This is a genomic window from Chloroflexaceae bacterium (assembly GCA_025057155.1).
In the GTDB taxonomy this organism is placed as follows: Bacteria; Chloroflexota; Chloroflexia; order Chloroflexales; family Chloroflexaceae; genus JACAEO01.
On sequence record JANWYD010000034.1, the window covers coordinates 1 to 17,633 of the forward strand.

Genomic DNA, 17,633 nt, shown 5'->3' on the forward strand with positions numbered 1-17,633 from the left:
CCTCCCCTACAATGAGAAGTCTCGTTGTAGTACTATGTACGGCAATCTAAAATCCACAGTCCGAAAAGATGTCCCCGACCCTAGCGAAACAGTTTGGCCTTCACTCGCTCACGGCTCTGGCAAAACTCGCGCATAGCCGCTTTGTCCTCTGGATCGAGGCCCGCGCTGATCGCATCCTGCATGTCGCCGGGCAGGTCGTAACGCCCATCGTACAGTTCGCCGTCCGGCAGGTAGGCGCCGCGCAGCCGCGCCGCCTGCCGGAGTTGCTCCTCGGTGACCTGCGCTCCCCTGAGGTCGCAAACGACCAGGCTGGCATCGCTCAGCCACGCGCCGGTTAGGTCGCTGCCCTGCAGGTCTACATTACTCAGAATCCCGGTGATCCTTGCATCCCGCAGGCAAGTGTTCCTCATGGTGCAATGGCTGAAGATCCCCTTTAACCGGGCGAAACTGAGGTTAAGCTCGTCCAGGTGTACCCTCGAAAAGTTTCCGTCAAGCACGGCCCCCTGGAGATCGAGCTTGCTGGGGAAGCTTACTCCGGTGTAGATGCCGCTCCACTGTGAGAAGCGGAGGAAGGCCGGCAGATCCGGCAGGCGCTCGGAATAGTTTTGATTATTGAAGTACACCTCGCGATCACGCGGAAGACGCGCTTTGCCGGTATTCGTGGCACGGCAAAGTTGCTCCTCCTCGATGGTTGCCCCGCGGAGATCGGCGCCGCGCAGGTCCGCTTCGTCCAGCACTGCGCCACTGAGATCGGCCTGCCGCAGATCGGCGCCGGCGAGACTGGCGCCCGCCAGGTTTGCGCCGCGAAGGTCAGCTTCGCGCAGGTCGGTCTCGGCGAGGTTGGCCCTCTGGAGATCGGCGCGTTCCAGGCGGCTCCCGTGCAGGCCGGCGCCGGTGAAATCGGCTGCAACAAGACGCGCCTGCGTCAGGATGGCGCCATCGCAACGGGCCGAGCGGACAATGGCGTGATCCAGTATGGCCCCTTCAAGGTTGGCGCTCTGCAGGTCTGCGGCGCGCAGGTTAGCGCGGGTAAAGTTGCACTTCGGAAGCCGGGCTGCGCGGAGCGTGGCCCCGTTCAGATGCGCGCCGGTGAAGTCGCTGCTGTCAAGGCGGATCGCGGGCCCCAACAGCGCGGCTGCGCGCAGGTCCGCGCCGGCGGCGCGTAAACCAAAGGATTGCAACTGTGCTATGTGTATACCGCGCAGGTCGCGTTTTTCAATCGACGGGTCGTTGCCGGGACCAGCTTTCGGAATAAGATCTTTCAGAAAGCCTTCATCAACGCGGGGCGCGGTCATAGCGTCCCGATCTCGTGCGCCACCCCTCTCGTTGCCGGAAGCGTCTCGCCGGGGAAGCTCCGGCGTACAGCCCTCCGCGTCCCAGAGTTGAGCCAACTGTTCGGGTGCGACCAGCGCTTCGCTCCAATCAACTCCGTTGAATTCGGCGCCTTGAAACGACGCATCACGCAGATCGGCGTGGCGAAGAGATGTTTCCTTCAGGATTGCGCCCGTGAAGTTTGCCCCGCGCAGATTGGCCCCGGTGAGACGCACCCGCTCCAGCACCGCGTAGGAGAAATCAACCCTCTCCAGGCTTGCCCCGTTCAGGTGCACGTCTCTGAGCAGCGCTCTACGCAGGGAGCTTTCCCGGAGGGAGGCGTTGCGCGCCTTTACGCCTACCCAGGTGTTGTTGCTGAAATCACACGCCGGCATCTGGCAGCTCCCCATATCCACGTCGATCAATATCAACTCAGGGGCGCGCACGCCGGTCCAGCGCGCGTTGGTGAAGGTGGTCCGGCGAAAGACCCCATCAACCAGGTGGCAGGCGGTCAGATGCCAGTTCAGGTCGCATTCTGCCCGTGGCTGGCCGGCTTTTTCCGAAACAAAGGTAGCGGGGCGCCGGGCGTTCCTGTCGTCGTCCGATACCGGCCGCGCGCCGGGATGCACGGTCCAGAGTTGGGAGGGAACCAGGGCTGGAATGCTCAGGTAGGGTGGATCATCTGGCTCTAGCGGCCAGACCGTGGGTTCGCTGATGGTCCCCATACTGAGGTCCAGCGTCAGTTCGAAGCTATTGGTCGTGAGGCGCTGGATGAGCGCCGTGTAGGGCAGCGCGGCGAAGCGCCGGACGAGCGGCCAGTCTTCGTGCTCCACGGCCCAGCGCAGGGCCTGGCGCAGGTGCGGCATCTCGGCGGCCATTTCTGCCCGAAAGCCGCTGATGAACGCCTCGCTCCCTGGCGCCAGTTTATGCTCCGGGCGGCCCGCCACTGCCGGACGGGAGCGCAGATCGGCGGCCAGTTCTTCGGCGCGATCGAGCAGATAGCGCGCCATTAGCGTTTGCGCGGCCCGCAGGTGGTAGTCCCCCCTGCCCTTGAGGCGCCGGAGCGCCACCTCCCGCGCGAGCCCCCCTGCTCGATACCAGTCCGTCGGCCCGGGGCGGGCGCGCTCCTGGTCGGTCTCGGTACTGGCAGATCGGGCCGTGGGGTCCGGCCGGCGCTCAATGACGTTGGCGGCGACGAGGGCCGCCAGATCGTCGAGCATATCGCCGGGACGCCGCATCGCCACCGCGGCCAGAAGCTCAACGCTCCAGTCGCCCTCGCCGAGCACGCCGATGCAGTCAAAGAGGTGCTGTTGGGACGCGCTCAGTTCCTGCACCAGCCGTTCGAGGGTGTCGGCAAGATGATTGGCGTGCAGGGCGCGCTGCTCCTCGTGCTGGCGCAGCCGCTCCAGGTAACGCTGCGGCGAGGTCGCCCCGCTCTGGAGGAGACGGGCGCTGGTCACGATCAGTTGCAGATGCCCGTCGAGGGCCTCGACAATCTCCTTCAGGATGGGCTCGAAGCCATTGGCGCGCTCGTGGCCGAGGGCCTGCCGGTAGATCTCCAGCGCCTCGTGCAGCTCGACACGGCTGAGGAGGACAGGTTTAACGCTCCAGGGATCCGGCAGATGAAGTATGCCGCTCTGTCCGATGCTCAGGACGCGGCAGGCGCCCGCATCCTTTGGGGCAGCAGGCAGGATCTCAAGCAGGTCTTGCGGTCTGAAGAGATGATCGACGACAATGAGCCAGCGTCCATCGCTCTCTGTGAGCCGTCCCCAGAAGAACTCGCGCAAGGGAACATCTGGTCGCGCCTGGAGTTCGTTTCCCGCGCTGGTTCCATCGAGCAGGTAAAGGGTGCGTACCATTAAGTCTCGGGGGGTGGCTCTCGCCAGATCAAACCAGAGAATGCCGCGGTTGAATCTGTCGGGCGAAATCTTCTCGGCCAGCCGGGCGACCAGCATGCTCTTGCCTGTTCCTGGCAGCCCGTGAAGATGAATCACCTGCGACGGCTTACGCTCTACGACCAGCTTGTCGAGCTGATTAAGGGTAGCTTCATGGATTGGTTGTACAGCGGAGAGCGCGGGAATGCCGACGGTCGCGAACTTGCCCGGCGGGATGCGGGAGCCAGCGCCCTGTTGCTGATACTGTACAAATCTCTCGACAAACAGGAACACATTCTCACTGATTTTATGGATATCACGTCCGGCCACGTCTCCGATCGAAGTGTTGCCTTGCGTGTCCACGGCTCGTCGCCTCCCCTGTCCGACGTTGCGGATATCCGTAGCGGTCGCCTGTGGGAACCTCCATAACCAGCGCGGCAAAATCGTTGTACGAAGTATAGCAAATCATCACCCGGAAATGAATGGGTGCTGCTGGCGATTTTGCTGGCAAAGGTGCAGGTAAGAGGCCGGGGTCCGGCAGTGGAACTGATGATGAGGCGACGTGGCCTTCTCTCCTGAACTTCTGCTCATCCTCCGCCTGTCCGTCGTGTAATCGCCCGGTAACCCGCCGGTTCTACAATGCCGCATATGTGCATAGGTTTGCCACAGAGGGGATCTGTGGAGGCGGGGAGGCGGGGAGGTGTGGAGGTGTGGAGGTGTGGAGGTGTGGAGGTGTGGAGGTGTGGAGGTGTGGAGGTGTGGAGGTGTGGAGGTGTGGAGGTGTGGGGGTAAATGCAGATCGTTACACCTCTACACCTCTACATCTCCACACAGCGGCCCAACCCTCGCCCCGCCCACGACGCCATATCCGGGAAGCCAGAATCTAAAGTCCGAAGTCCAAAATCCAAAATCCAAAATCGTATAGGGGACACTCGCATGGCCCGGCTCGAAGATCTCACCCCCGGCGCCGCGGTGCGCGGCATTCTGCCCGATGGCCTGGTGACGGTGGTCGCCGCGCAGTGGTATGGCCGCGACGCGCTGGAACTGACCTTCAAGGACGCCGCCGGGCGTCCCGGCACGCGCCTGCTCTACCGCGACGATGAGCCGGCCCTGGCCATCGCCGAGGCCGGGCGCCCCTGGAGCTTCGATGGCGATGGGCGCCTCTTCCGTCTCGTCGCCGAGGCCCACCGCATCCGTCTGGCCCACCTCTTCGACCCGCTGCTGGCGGTGCATACCTCCATCGTCGAGCCGCTGCCCCACCAGATCACCGCGGTCTATGAGACCATGCTCCCGCGGCAGCCGCTGCGCTTCCTCCTCGCCGATGACCCTGGCGCCGGCAAGACGATTATGGCCGGCCTGCTGATCAAGGAGCTGATCGCCCGTGGCGACCTCCAGCGTTGCCTCATCGTCTGCCCCGGCAGCCTCGCCGAGCAGTGGCAGGATGAGTTGCACCAGCGTTTCCATTTGCCCTTTGAGATTTTAGATTTTCGATTGCGGATTTTCGATTTCAATCACCAATCCCAAATCCCAAATCCCAAATCCAAAATCTTCGCCATCGCGCGGCTCGACCAGTTGGCGCGCAATGAGCAGGCGCAGGAGTGGCTTGCCACGACCACCTGGGACCTGGTGGTCTGCGATGAGGCGCACAAGTTCTCAGCAACCTTCTTCGGCGGGGAGATCAAGTACACGAAACGCTACCGCCTCGGCCAGTTGCTCGGCGCCCGCGCCCGCCACTTCCTGCTGCTGACCGCCACGCCCCACAATGGCAAGGAGGAGGATTTTCAGCTCTTCCTGGCCCTGCTCGACGGCGACCGCTTCGAGGGGCGCTTCCGCGACGGCGTGCACCAGGTGGAGGTCTCCGACCTGATGCGGCGCATGGTCAAGGAGCGGCTGCTGAAGTTTGATGGCACGCCGCTGTTCCCGGAGCGAATCGCCTATACCGTCCCGTACAAGCTCTCCGACGCCGAGGCGCACCTCTACCGCGAGGTGACCAGCTATGTCCGCGATGAGTTCGACCGTGCCGAGGCCCTCCAGAACGAGAAGCGCGCCGGGACGGTCGGCTTTGCGCTGACGGTGCTGCAACGGCGCCTGGCCTCTTCCCCCGAGGCGATCTACCAGTCGCTGCACCGCCGCCGCGAGCGCCTGGAGCAGCGCCTGCGCGAGCTGGAGTTGCTTCAGCGAGGAGGTTTTACCGCAGAGAACGCGGATGGACGCAGAGGATCCGATATGGGCAAACCTCTGCCCTCCTCTGCGCTCTCCGCGGTAGATCTCAGCCCGGAAGACCTGGAGGACCTCGAAGACGCGCCCGACAATGAGGTGGCCCGGGTCGAAGAGGAGATCCTCGACCAGGCCACTGCCGCGCGCACGATTGATGAGTTGAAGCTGGAGATCGCCAATCTGAAGCGCCTGGAGGCCCTGGCCCTGGCGGTGCGCCAGAGCGGCGAGGATCGCAAGTGGCGCGAGCTGGCCAGTCTGCTGGGCGAGATCTTCACCCCCGCGGCGATTGCCAATCGCCTGGCCGAGGAGCGCGCCCCCTACGGCCAGCCGGCCCGCCCCACCCCCTCGCCCCACCAGAAGCTGGTGATCTTCACCGAGCACCGCGATACGCTCAACTACCTGGCGCAGCGCATCAGCACCCTGCTTGGCCGCGTCGAGGCGGTGGTGACCATCCACGGCGCCATGGGCCGCGAGGAGCGCCGCAAGGCCCAGGAGACCTTCCGCCACGACCCGGAGGCGCGGGTGCTGATCGCCACCGACGCCGCTGGCGAGGGCATCAACTTGCAGCGCGCCCACCTGATGGTTAACTATGACCTGCCCTGGAACCCCAACCGCCTGGAGCAACGCTTCGGGCGCATCCACCGCATCGGCCAGACCGAGGTCTGCCACATGTGGAACCTGGTGGCCGAGGAAACCCGCGAGGGCGATGTCTACCGCGCGCTGCTCGACAAGCTGGAGCAGGCCCGCCAGGCCCTCGGTGGCCAGGTCTTCGATGTGCTCGGCAAGTTGCAGTTCGAGGGCCGCCCGCTGCGCGATCTGCTGATCGAGGCCATTCGCTACGGCGAGCGGCCCGAGGTGCGCGCCCGGCTCACGCGGGCCATCGCCGGCGCCGTGGATCGGCAGCGCCTCCAGGAGTTGCTCGAGGAGCGGGCGCTGGTCCACGACGCCATGGACACCCGCCAGGTGGCGCGGGTGCGCGCGGAGATGGAACGGGCCGAAGCCCGGCGGCTCCAGCCCCACTATATCGAGTCGTTCTTCCTTGAAGCCTTCAAGCGCCTCGGCGGGTCCCTGCGCCAGCGCGAGCCGCGGCGCTACGAGGTCACCCACGTCCCGGCGGCCGTTCGCAACCGCGACCGGGTGATCGGCATCGGCAATCCGGTGCTGCCGCGCTACGAGCGCATCACCTTCGACAAGGCCCTGCTCAAACCCCCGGGCCAGCCCGAGGCCGCCTTCGTCTGCCCCGGGCACCCCCTGCTCGACGCCACCCTCGACCTGGTGCTCGAACGCCACCGCGACCTGCTGCGCCGCGGCGCGGTGCTGGTGGACGAGCGCGACCCCGGTACGCAGCCGCGGGTGCTCTTCATCCTCGAACATGCCATCCAGGACGCCAGCGCCCTGCCCAGCGGCGAGCGCCGGACGATCTCGCGCCAGATGCTCTACGTTGAACTGAGCGCCGATGGCGCGGTCCGCAGCCTGCACTATGCGCCGTATCTGGACTACCGGCCGTTGGAGGAGGTTGCAGCCGAGTTTGCCCCCCTCCCAACCTCCCCCCGGCGGGGGGAGGAGCCGGACTCCCTCCCCCGGCGGGGGAGGGCTGGGGAGGGGGCTGAAAGTGCTCACGCAGAAACACTGCGAAGCGCCATCCTGGCTTCTATTTCCTCGTTCCTCTCTCCCACCCTCGAGCAGCAGGCCCTGGCCCATGCCATCACCAACATCGTGCCGGGGCATCTGGAAGAGGTGCGCAGCCGGCGCCTGGGCCTGATCGAGAAGACCCGCGCGGCAGTGAAGGACCGGCTAACCAAGGAGATCAACTACTGGGACCACCGCGCCGAGGAGTTGAAGCTCCAGGAGCAGGCCGCCCCCACCCCTACCCTCCCCCTGGAAGGGGGAGGGCGAGGGAGGGGGTTACGCCTCAACTCGCGGGAGGCCCGGCGGCGCGCCGACGAGTTGCAGGCGCGCCTGCAAAAGCGTATGGAGCAACTCGACCTGGAGGCGCGGATCGCCCCCCTGCCGCCGGTCGTCCTCGGCGGGCTGCTGGTCGTGCCGGCAGGGCTGCTCGCGGCGATCACCGGGCGGCCCCTGCCCGCGACCGCGCAGCCCGTCGAGACCCAGGCCGCCGCCGCGCGGGCGCGGGCCATCGTGATGGAGATCGAGCGCGGTCTGGGCTTTGAGCCGGTGGACCGCGAGCTTGAGCGCCTGGGCTACGACATCGAGAGCCGCGACCCCCGCAGCGGCCGCCTGCGCTTCATCGAGGTCAAGGGCCGCGTCGCCGGGGCCGAGACGATCACCGTGACCCGCAACGAGATCCTCTACTCGCTCAACAAGCCCGACGACTACATCCTGGCGCTGGTGCTCTTCGCCGACGACGGGACGCACAGCGTGCGCTACGTGCGCCGGCCCTTCCAGCGGGAGCCGGATTTTGGGGTGACCAGCGTCAACTACTCCTGCGCCGAGCTGCTGGCGCGCTCCGAGGCCCCGGGGTGAGGCGGTTATGAAGATTAAGAATTACATCCGGTATAGCCCGCGCAGGCGGGCTTCGCATCGGTAGCCCGCGGCTTCAGCCGCCGGGCTGTAGGGGAAATACCGGTTTATATTCTTAATCTTCATTACTACTCTGTGAACTAAGCTTTTCGGCAACTCCGCCCCCTCCCCAGCCCTCCCCCGCTGGGGGAGGGAGTCCGGCTCCTCCCCCCAACGGGGGGGGGTGGGAGGGGGGCGGAAAGGCAAGCAAACTTAGTTCACAGACTAGTAAGTAGTCTGCGCATTAAGTTTTCCGGTTTTTCGCTCGTCCTGTCATGCTGAGCGAAGCGAAGCATCTTCCGCCTCCTGGTGCGGTAGACCCCTCGCTCCGCTCGGGGTGACAAACACCGGGAAACTTAATTCACAGACTAATTACCGCCGAGGGCGTGGAAAGGCGCGAATGGTACAATGCTCCGCGAATCACTGCGCTCTCCGCGGTAAGGAGATAAACCTGTGACCATGCAAGATATGAGCAATCAGCAGCGCACCGAACGTCATGCCATGCTTGAGCGAGAGATTGAACGGTACGTGGCGCTGCTCAAACAGCACCTTCATCCAGAGCGCATTATTCTCTTCGGCTCGCTGGCCGGGGACACCCCGCACCACTGGTCGGACATCGACCTTGTAGTGGTGTATGAGAGCGACCAGCGCTTTCTCGATCGGGTCAAAGCGGTGATGCGGCTGCTACAGCCCCGTGTCGGCGTAGATATCCTGGTCTACACGCCAGCGGAGTTCGCGCGGCTGGCCCGGGAACGCGCGTTTGTGCGCGAGGAGATCCTGAGGAAAGGCAAAGTGCTCTATGAACGAGGGTGAGACCTGGTTTCAGTTTGCCCGCGAAGATCTTGCCATGGCCGAGCTTGCTCGCCAGGCCGGTATTCTCAATCAGGTCTGCTTTCACGCGCAACTGTGTGTAGAAAAAGTGCTGAAGGGTTTGCTGAGCACGCAAGGCGTGACTCCGCCGCGCGCTCACCGTCTCGGCGATCTGTTGCCGCTCTTGCCGTCCAATCCCTTTGACGACATCGCGCTTGATCTGCAACTGCTGGATCGTTTCTACATACCTGCTCGCTATCCTGACGCCCTTCCCGGCGACCTTTCCGAAGGGCTGCCGAACGAGAGCGATGCCGATGAAGCTTTGTTGCTTGCTCGTCAGGTGATGCAGCGCATCGCCTCATCGTCGCCGGCCGCAACGAATGGTGAACCATGATCCCCCGCAAAAAACTCATCGAAGTCGCCCTTCCGCTCGAGGCGATCAACGCCGCCAGCGCCCGCGAGAAGAGCATCCGCCACGGCCACCCCAGCACCCTGCACCTCTGGTGGGCGCGGCGCCCGCTGGCCGCGGCGCGGGCGGTGATCTTCGCCCAACTGGTGGATGACCCCTCGGCCTGGCCGGAGCTGTTCCCGACCGAAGAGGCCCAGGAGGCCGAACGGCAACGCCTCTTCCGCCTGATCGAGCAACTGGTGCAGTGGGAGAACACCACCAACGAGGCCCTGCTCCAGCAAGCCCGCGAGGAGATCTGGCGGTGCTGGCGCCGCGCCTGCGCCGAACACCGGGACCACCCCCGCGCCGCCGAGCTGTTCGACCCCGAGAAGCTCCCTGCCTTCCACGACCCCTTCGCCGGCGGCGGCGCGTTGCCGCTGGAGGCCCAGCGCCTGGGCCTGGAAGCCTATGCCAGCGACCTCAACCCGGTGGCGGTGCTGATCAACAAGGCCATGATCGAGATCCCGCCGAAGTTCGCCGGGCGGCCGCCGGTGAATCCAGAAAGTAGGAAGAAGGAAATAGAAAATAGGGGGGGCGTTGATGCATTTCAAGGAACTCATCGTGTGGCAGAAGGCCATGGCGGCGGCGCGCGAAGTCTATCGTCTGGTCCCGCTTCGGCCGCGCGAGGAGACCTACGGGATGCGATCTCAGATCACCCGGGCGGCGGTGTCGATTCCAGCGAACATCGCGGAAGGCTGGGCGCGGGAGTCGGACAAGGAGAAGGCCCAGTTCCTGGCGATCGCCCAGGGATCGCTGGCGGAACTGGAGACCATGCTCATTCTGTGCCAGGACCTGGGCTGGTTTCCCGAACACGAGACCCCGACCCCGCGCGGCCTGATGAGCGAAGTGGGGCGCATGCTGACGACCATGCGCCGTCAGCGGCGGGGGTAGGAAATAGGGGGGAGGAAATAGGAAATAGGGGGGAGGAAATGGTACATCGCGAGCCTTCCAACCACATCCCTACTTCCTACTTCCTATTTCCTACTTCCTATTTCCTATCTCCTACTTCCTACACCGGCGCTCAGGGTCTCGCCGCCGACGTGCGCTACTACGGCCAGTGGATGCGCGACGAGGCCGAGCGGCGGATCGGGCATCTGTACCCGAAGGTCCAGGTTATTCGCAACAGCGACGGCAGCTACCGCCACGCCACCCCCGAAGAACTCCAGAATCCCAAATCCAAAATCCAAAATCTCACCGTGATCGCCTGGCTGTGGGCGCGCACGGTCAAAAGCCCCAACCCCGCCTTCGCCCACGTGGAGGTGCCCCTGGCCTCCACCTTTATGCTCTCGACCAGAGCGGGCAAAGAGGCCTGGGTCGAGCCGGTAATCGAAGGGGATGGCTACCGCTTCACCGTCAAAACCCGCGCCGGCCACGGCCCGCCCCCGCCGGAGGCGAAAGACGGCACCAAGCTGGCCCGCGGGGCCAACTTCCGCTGCCTGATGTCGGGGATGCCAATCACCGGCGACTACATCAAGGCCGAAGGGCAGGCGGGGCGCATGGGCGCGCGGCTGATGGCGATCGTGGCCGAGGGCGAGCGGGGGCGGGTCTACCTGCCCCCCACCCCGGAGCACGAGGCCATCGCCCGCAGCGCCCGGCCGGAGTGGAAGCCGGAGACGCCTTTGCCCGACGATCCGCGCAACTTCTGGACCGTGCAATACGGCCTGACGACCTTCGGCGACCTGTTCACGCCGCGGCAGTTGGTGGCGCTGAACACCTTCGCGGAGCTGGTGGCGGAGGCGCGCGAGCGGGTGTGGAGGGATGCGCTGGCGGGGGCGGCGGGCGCGTCTGGGGCGTCGGCCCCCCTCCCCGCCCCGCCCCCCTGCGGGGGGAGGGGGGCAGGCGACGCCGCTGGATGGGGGGCGGCGGGCGCGTCCGGGCCGCTGGCCCCCCACCCCACCCCGCCCCCCTCTGGGGGGAGGGCCCCCCACCCCACCCCTCCCCCCTCCGGGGGGAGGGCGGTGGGAACCGGGTGGCGCCCCATCCCTGTTCCGCCTGCCTTGCTCCAGGCAGCCCGTGAGCTGCGCAAAACGATGACCGATGCGGAACAACTGCTCTGGCAGAGTCTGCGCTGCAAACAACTCGACGGATTTCGTTTCCGCAAGCAGCATCCCATCGAGCGGTACGTGCTCGACTTCTACTGCCCGTCGGCGCGATTGGCTATTGAGATTGACGGTGGTCAGCACTATACCCCGGAGGGGCTTGCCCGTGATGCGGAGCGCACGGCGTGGCTCCATGCGTTGGGGATCCGCATTCTTCGCTTTACGAACCACGATGTGCTGAGCAACCTTGAGAGTGTGCTCTCTACCATCTGGGAGACGCTGCATAGCCCCCTCGCTGATGCCCAGGCGCCCGCGGGGCCGGCATCCACGACCTCCCCTCTGCGGGGGGAGGAGTCGGGGGGCGCCGAGGCAGGCGAAGCGCCGCCCGCCTCCCCCACCTCGCTCCCCCCTGCGGGGGGAGGGCCGGGGAGGGGGGCAACCGACACGCCCGGAGCGCCGGCTCCCCAAGCCACCCTCCCCCCGCAGGGGGGAGGGGCGGGGAGGGGGGCCAGTCACACCATTGACGACGACCCCCCCTCGCCGCCGGCGGCAGCGGCCCCCGGGCCTATGCCGATGCCGTCGCTGTGTATCTGGCGTTTGCCCAGAGCAAAGCCTGCAATCGAAATACGAGCCTATGTATTTGGGAACAGCGAATGGATCGAATTGTGGCGACTTTTGGGCGCCAGGCATTACCGATGGTGTGGGACTATGCAGAGACGAATCCGCTAGCAGGTGCAGGTGGTGACATCTTCGGGACGGTTGTTTCAGTTGTAGAGGTTATTGAGAAGCAGTTTCATAGTCATAATATCGGTGTAGCGACTCAACTTGATGCGATTAAGCAGGACTTAAGCACTGACAAAGTCATCTCCACCGACCCGCCCTACTACGACAACATCGGCTACGCCGACCTCTCCGACTTCTTCTACGTCTGGCTGCGGCGCACCCTACGCCCGGTGTTTCCGGATCTGTTCGCGACTCTGGCCGTGCCCAAGGCCGAAGAACTGGTCGCCACCCCCTACCGTCACGGCGGCAAGGAGCGGGCCGAACGCTTCTTCCTCGACGGCATGACCCGGGCCATGCAGCGCCTGGCCGAGCAGGCCCACCCGGCCTTTCCCGTCACCATCTACTACGCCTTCAAGCAGTCGGAGACCAGCAAGGCCGACGGCGCCGCCAGCACCGGCTGGGAGACCTTCCTCGACGCGGTGATCCGCGCCGGGTTCGCACTAAGTGGAACCTGGCCAATACGTACTGAAATGCGAACACGCCAGGTGGCAATGGACACCAACGCCCTCGCCTCCTCCATCGTTCTTGTTTGCCGCCCACGCCCGCAGAATGCGCCCACCGCCACGCGCCGCGACTTCGTGGCCGCGCTGAAGGCCGAGTTGCCCGCGGCGCTCCGGGCCATGCAGCGGGGCAATATCGCCCCGGTGGACCTGGCCCAGGCCGCCATCGGGCCGGGGATGGCGGTGTTTACGCGCTTCGGCCGGGTGATTGACGCCGCGGGCAAGCCGCTGACGGTGCGCGAGGCCCTGGCGCTGATCAACGCGACGCTCGACGAGGTCCTGGCCGAGCAGGAGGGCGATTTCGACGCCGATACGCGCTGGGCGCTGGCCTGGTTCGAGCAGTATGGCTTCGGCGAGGGTGAGTATGGCGTGGCCGAGACCCTCTCCAAGGCCAAGAATACCAGCGTCGGGGGCATGGTCGAGGCGGGCCTGCTGGTCTCGCGGGGGGGCCGGGTGCGCCTGCTGCGGCCCGATGAGCTGCCCGCCGACTGGGACCCGGCCGGCGATAGCCGCCTGACGGTCTGGGAGATGACCCACCATCTGGCGCGCGCGCTGGGGCAGGGGGAGCAGCGGGCGGCGGCGTTGCTGGCGCGCCTCGGCCCGCGGGCCGATGTGGCCCGCGAGCTGGCCTATCGCCTGTATACGCTCTGTGAGCGCAAGCGGCGCGCCGCAGAGGCGCGGGAGTATAACGCCCTGGTGCAGAGCTGGCCGGAGATGGCAAGGCTGGCCAGTGGGGATGCTGTGAGACAGGCTTCGCTGTTCACCGCAGAGGACGCGGAGGAGAGCGGGGAGTGAGACGATCTCTGCGTCCTCTACGGTAAAACATCATCACATCCATGGAACTGAATCACATTAGCGGCCAGATCGTTGATGCGGCGATGAAGGTCCATACAGCCCTGGGGCCGGGGCTGCTCGAAAGCGCCTACGAGGCGTGTCTGGCCCACGAGTTGCGCAAGCGCGGCCTGAAGGTGCTCACCCAGGTGGCGCTGCCGGTGGTCTACGACGGCATCGAGCTGGATGCCGGCTACCGCCTGGATCTGCTGGTCGCGGACGCGATCATCGTGGAGTTGAAGGCGGTGGAGAAGGTGCTGCCGGTGCACGAGGCGCAGTTGCTTTCGTACCTGAAGCTCAGCGGATGTAAAATCGGGTTGCTGATCAATTTTCATGTGCCGAAGTTGAAAGATGGGATCAAGCGGATGGTAAATGGCTTGTAGTTTTTTACCGCGGAGAACGCAGAGCAAAAGGCTCTGCTCTGCGCCCTCGGCGGTAAATACATAAGAGGCGCCTATGGCTACCACCAACCACGAGCGCGTCGGCAAAGCGATGGACCTGCTGCGCCAGGGCTTGCTGCCCTTCGTCGAGCGCGAGGCGCAGACGCAGTACGGCAAGTACTGGGTTTCGCGCGTTACCGAGAAATGGCGCAACGAGTTGACCTGGCGCGATGACGAAACGCCGCACCTCGACATCGCCGCCCTGCTCAAAATCATGGGGGAGCAGTGGAACGAGGTCTTCCGCAAGACGCTGGGCTTCGCCGAGCGCAGCCTGGTGAGCGAGTTGCGCGAGGCGCGCAACAAGTGGGCGCACCAGGAGAGCTTTTCCAGCGATGACGCCTACCGCGCCCTCGACTCGGCCCACCGGCTGCTGACGGCCATCTCCGCGCCGCAGGCCGAGGAACTCGAACGCATGAAGATGGAACTGCTGCGGCTGCGCTTCGACGAGCAGGTGCGCAGCGAGCGCCGCAAGAGCGCCGGGGCGGCGATCGAGAGCGCGGTCACCGGGGCGCTGAAGCCCTGGCGCGACGTGATCACCCCCCACCCCGACGTGGCCAGCGGGCGCTACCTGCAGGCCGAGTTCGCCGCCGATCTGTGGCAGGTGCACCTGGGCGAGGGCAGCGACGAGTACCGCAACCCGGTGGAGTTCTTCCGCCGCACCTACCTCACCGAGAGCCTGACCCGCCTGCTCGTCGGGGCCATCCGGCGGCTGAGCGGCGCGGGCGGCGACCCGGTGGTGCAGCTCCAGACCAACTTCGGCGGCGGCAAGACCCACTCCATGCTGGCCCTCTACCACCTCTTCGGCGGGGCCAACCCTACCGACCTGGCGGGCATGGACCGGGTGATGCAGGAGGCCGGCGTCACCACCCTGCCCACGGCCCGCCGGGTGGTGCTGGTGGGCAACAAGATCTCGCCCGGCAACCCCGTGCTCAAGCCCGACGGCACGCTGGTGCGGACGCTGTGGGGCGAACTGGCCTGGCAACTCGGCGGGCGCGACGCCTTCGAGCGCGTGCGCCTCGACGACGAGCGCGCCACCAACCCCGGCGACACCCTGCGCGCCCTGTTCAACGACTACGGCCCCTGCCTCATCCTGGTTGACGAGTGGGTCGCCTACGCGCGGCAGTTGCACGACCAGGGCGAGTACAGCCGCTCTGACGGGGCGCCTCTGCTGCCGGGGGGGAGCTTCGAGACCCAGTTCAGCTTCGCCCAGGCGCTGACCGAGTCGGCGCGGCTGGCGAAGCACTGCCTGCTGGTGGTCAGCCTGCCGGCCTCCGACACGGCCGGATCGCCCTACACCCAGGCCGACGATGCCGAGGTGGGCGGGCAGCGGGGCCGCGAGGCCCTCGAGCGGCTGCGCAACGTCATCGGGCGCCTCGAATCCTCCTGGCGCCCGGCGAGCGCCGAGGAGGGCTTCGAGATCGTCCGGCGGCGGCTCTTCGAGCCGCTGCGCGACCCGGCCCAGTTCAAGGACCGCGATGTGGTGGCGCGGGCCTTCGCCGACCTCTACCGCAGCCAGGCCCAGGAGTTCCCCCCGGAGTGCCGTGAAAGCAGCTACGAGCAGCGCCTCAAGGCCGCCTACCCCATCCACCCCGAGGTCTTCGACCGGCTGTACACCGACTGGTCCACCCTGGTCAAGTTCCAGCGCACCCGCGGCGTGCTGCGCCTGATGGCGGCGGTCATCCACAGCCTGTGGGAGAAGGGCGACCGCAACCCGCTGATCATGCCCGCCAACGTCCCCATTGACGAGCCGCGGGTGCAGTTCGAGTTGACGCGCTACCTCTCCGACAACTGGGCGCCCATCCTGGAGAAGGACGTGGACGGCCCCGGCTCGCTGCCGTTGCAGATTGACCGCGACGTGCCCAACCTGGGCAAATACGCCGCCACGCGGCGCGTGGCCCGGGCCATCTACCTTGGCTCGGCCCCCACGGCCACCGCGGCCAACCGGGGCATCGAGGACCGGCGCATCAAACTCGGCTGCGTGATGCCGGGCGAATCACCGGCGGTCTTCGGCGACGCCCTGCGGCGCCTGGCGGCGTCGGCCACCTACCTCTACCAGGACGGGTCGCGCTACTGGTACGCCACCCAGCCCACGGTCACCAAACTGGCCGAGGATCGGGCCGAGCAGCTCAGGCGCGACCCCGACCGGGCGCTGGCGGAGCTGGAGCGGCGCCTGCGGGCCGACCTGCGCAAGATGGGCGACTTCAGCCGCGTGCACCCCCTGCCGGTCAGCGGCGCCGACGTGCCCGACGACCTCGATGCCCGGCTGGTGGTGCTGGGCGTTGACGCGCCGTACAGCAAAGAAGCGGACAACCCCGCCGAAGCGCGGGCCAGGGAGATCCTGGAGAAACGCGGCAACGCCCCGCGGCTCTACCGCAACAGCCTGGTCTTCCTGGCGGCGGACAAAACGCGGGTGCAGGATCTGGACGAGGCGCTGCGCAGGTACCTGGCCTGGGAGTCGATCCTCGCCGAAAAGGAGAGCCTGGACCTCTCGCCCAACCAGGTGCGGCAGGCCGAGACGCAGAAGGCCAGCGCCGACGGCGTAGTGACGGCGCGCCTGCCGGAGACCTACCAGTGGCTGCTCGTGCCGGCGCAGGCCACGCCGCAGGCCCCGGTGGAGTGGAAGGCCCTCCGGCTGAGCGGGCAGGACGCCCTGGCCGTGCGGGCGAGCAAGAAGCTGCGCGGCGAGGAACTGCTCATCCTCAGCCTGGCCCCCTCGAGCCTGCGGCTGGAGCTGGACCGGGTGCCCCTCTGGCGCGGCGACCACGTGAGCGTGCGGCAGCTCATCGAGGACTTCGGGCGCTACCACTACCTGCCGCGCCTGCGCGACCCGGGGGTGCTGCTGGCGGCCATCCGCGAGGGGGTGAATCTGCTGACCTGGGAACTGGACTCCTTCGCCTACGCCGAGGGCCACGATGAGGCGGCGGGGCGCTACCGGGGGCTGCGCGCGGCGACGATGGTGAGCCTCAGCGAGCACGACGGGGGGCTGATCGTCAGGCCGGAGGCGGCCAGGCGGCAACTCGATGCTGAAATGGCTCAAGTTATTACCGCGGAGAACGCAGAGGAAAGCGGAGATGTTTTTGCTGGCGGTTCACCAACGCGATACAGCGAAACCAGTACCGAACCTTCTCCGCGGCTCTCCGCGTCCTCCGCGTCCCCGGTGGTAAAGCCACGGACGCTGCGGCGCTTTCACGGCAGCGTCGAGGTAAGCGCCGAGCGCGCCGGGCGCGATGCCAGCCGCATCGCCGAGGAGGTCATCGCCCATCTCACGGCGCTGGTGGGGGCCAGGGTGCGCGTGACCCTGGAGATCGAAGCCGAGATCCCCGGCGGCGCCCCCGACCACGTGGTGCGCGTGGTGACGGAGAACAGCCGGGCGCTGAAGTTTACGCAGGCGGGGTTTGAGGAGGAGTAGTTTGGATTTTGGATTTTGGATTTTGGATTGGGTTAGGATGGGCATGTAAGATTATCCCGAGCATGTCTGGCATGTAGCTGACCCCCGCCTCGATCAGTTACCTGAACCAGTTCCCTGCTGGCCCTGGTCATCACCAGTTACCTGGGCTGGCGTTTCTTGCGCCCGGAGCGGCAGCCGCTCACCGGAACCGACCGCCTCCTGGCGTTCTTCTTCGTTACGGTCACGCTCCTTTCCCCTGGCCTGTTCGCGGAGGCATCGCTAATAACGCCTTCAGTCGTTCCCGTCATCGCTGGGAGACGACTGAAGGCGTCATGACGCGGGTGACTATTCTAAGGGAAGGGGGCGGCCCCCTCCCCCGTTGCGTCTCTCAGTCCTCCAGAATGCCCAGTTCGCGCAGCTTGGCTTCGGGCACCACGCCGTTGACCCAGCCCCGCGCCCGGTAGTACTCCTC

Annotated in this window: 9 protein-coding genes and 1 pseudogene; 9 read left to right on the forward strand and 1 reads right to left on the reverse strand. The window is 66.2% G+C overall.

What is annotated here, in order from left to right:
* Positions 1-80: 80 nt before the first annotated feature.
* On the reverse strand, positions 81-3,548 hold the full coding sequence (locus NZU74_19855; protein ID MCS6883590.1) for a pentapeptide repeat-containing protein: 3,468 nt from the start codon (positions 3,546-3,548) through the stop codon (positions 81-83).
* A 573-nt stretch (positions 3,549-4,121) separates the two neighbouring features.
* On the opposite strand from NZU74_19855, the gene NZU74_19860 reads away from it, so the two are divergent.
* From NZU74_19860 to NZU74_19900, 9 genes and pseudogenes are all read left to right on the forward strand, one after another.
* On the forward strand, positions 4,122-7,886 hold the full coding sequence (locus NZU74_19860) for a helicase-related protein (GenBank protein MCS6883591.1): 3,765 nt from the start codon (positions 4,122-4,124) through the stop codon (positions 7,884-7,886).
* A 495-nt stretch (positions 7,887-8,381) separates the two neighbouring features.
* On the forward strand, positions 8,382-8,735 hold the full coding sequence (locus NZU74_19865) for a nucleotidyltransferase domain-containing protein (GenBank protein ID MCS6883592.1): 354 nt from the start codon (positions 8,382-8,384) through the stop codon (positions 8,733-8,735).
* On the forward strand, positions 8,722-9,126 hold the full coding sequence (locus tag NZU74_19870) for a HEPN domain-containing protein (GenBank protein ID MCS6883593.1): 405 nt from the start codon (positions 8,722-8,724) through the stop codon (positions 9,124-9,126). Before NZU74_19865 ends, NZU74_19870 begins: the two co-directional genes overlap by 14 nt.
* Positions 9,123-9,590, forward strand: a pseudogene (locus NZU74_19875) (DUF1156 domain-containing protein). Before NZU74_19870 ends, NZU74_19875 begins: the two are co-directional and overlap by 4 nt.
* 130 nt (positions 9,591-9,720) lie before the next feature.
* Positions 9,721-10,071, forward strand: a complete 351-nt coding sequence (locus NZU74_19880; GenBank protein ID MCS6883594.1) for a four helix bundle protein — start codon at positions 9,721-9,723, stop codon at positions 10,069-10,071.
* A 38-nt stretch (positions 10,072-10,109) separates the two neighbouring features.
* Positions 10,110-11,948: a DUF559 domain-containing protein gene (locus NZU74_19885; GenBank protein MCS6883595.1), complete on the forward strand. Its 1,839-nt coding sequence runs from the start codon at positions 10,110-10,112 to the stop codon at positions 11,946-11,948.
* The gene (locus NZU74_19890) at positions 11,915-13,297 is read left to right on the forward strand and encodes a DUF1156 domain-containing protein (GenBank protein MCS6883596.1); all 1,383 of its coding nucleotides are present in this window, start codon (positions 11,915-11,917) and stop codon (positions 13,295-13,297) included. Before NZU74_19885 ends, NZU74_19890 begins: the two co-directional genes overlap by 34 nt.
* Before the next feature lie 41 nt (positions 13,298-13,338).
* Positions 13,339-13,716, forward strand: a complete 378-nt coding sequence (locus NZU74_19895; protein ID MCS6883597.1) for a GxxExxY protein — start codon at positions 13,339-13,341, stop codon at positions 13,714-13,716.
* A gap of 73 nt (positions 13,717-13,789) precedes the next feature.
* Positions 13,790-17,182: a Swt1 family HEPN domain-containing protein gene (locus NZU74_19900; protein ID MCS6883598.1), complete on the forward strand. Its 3,393-nt coding sequence runs from the start codon at positions 13,790-13,792 to the stop codon at positions 17,180-17,182.
* Positions 17,183-17,633 lie beyond the last annotated feature (451 nt).

Excerpts from the sequence above, each read along its gene's own strand:
- NZU74_19870 (MCS6883593.1), top strand. The coding sequence starts at position 8,722 with ATGAACGAGGGTGAGACCTGGTTTCAGTTTGCCCGCGAAGATCTTGCC.
- NZU74_19895 (MCS6883597.1), top strand. The coding sequence starts at position 13,339 with ATGGAACTGAATCACATTAGCGGCCAGATCGTTGATGCGGCGATGAAG.
- NZU74_19885 (MCS6883595.1), top strand. The coding sequence starts at position 10,110 with ATGGTACATCGCGAGCCTTCCAACCACATCCCTACTTCCTACTTCCTA.
- NZU74_19900 (MCS6883598.1), top strand. The coding sequence starts at position 13,790 with ATGGCTACCACCAACCACGAGCGCGTCGGCAAAGCGATGGACCTGCTG.
- NZU74_19890 (MCS6883596.1), top strand. The coding sequence starts at position 11,915 with ATGGTGTGGGACTATGCAGAGACGAATCCGCTAGCAGGTGCAGGTGGT.
- NZU74_19865 (MCS6883592.1), top strand. The coding sequence starts at position 8,382 with ATGCAAGATATGAGCAATCAGCAGCGCACCGAACGTCATGCCATGCTT.
- NZU74_19860 (MCS6883591.1), top strand. The coding sequence starts at position 4,122 with ATGGCCCGGCTCGAAGATCTCACCCCCGGCGCCGCGGTGCGCGGCATT.
- NZU74_19880 (MCS6883594.1), top strand. The coding sequence starts at position 9,721 with ATGCATTTCAAGGAACTCATCGTGTGGCAGAAGGCCATGGCGGCGGCG.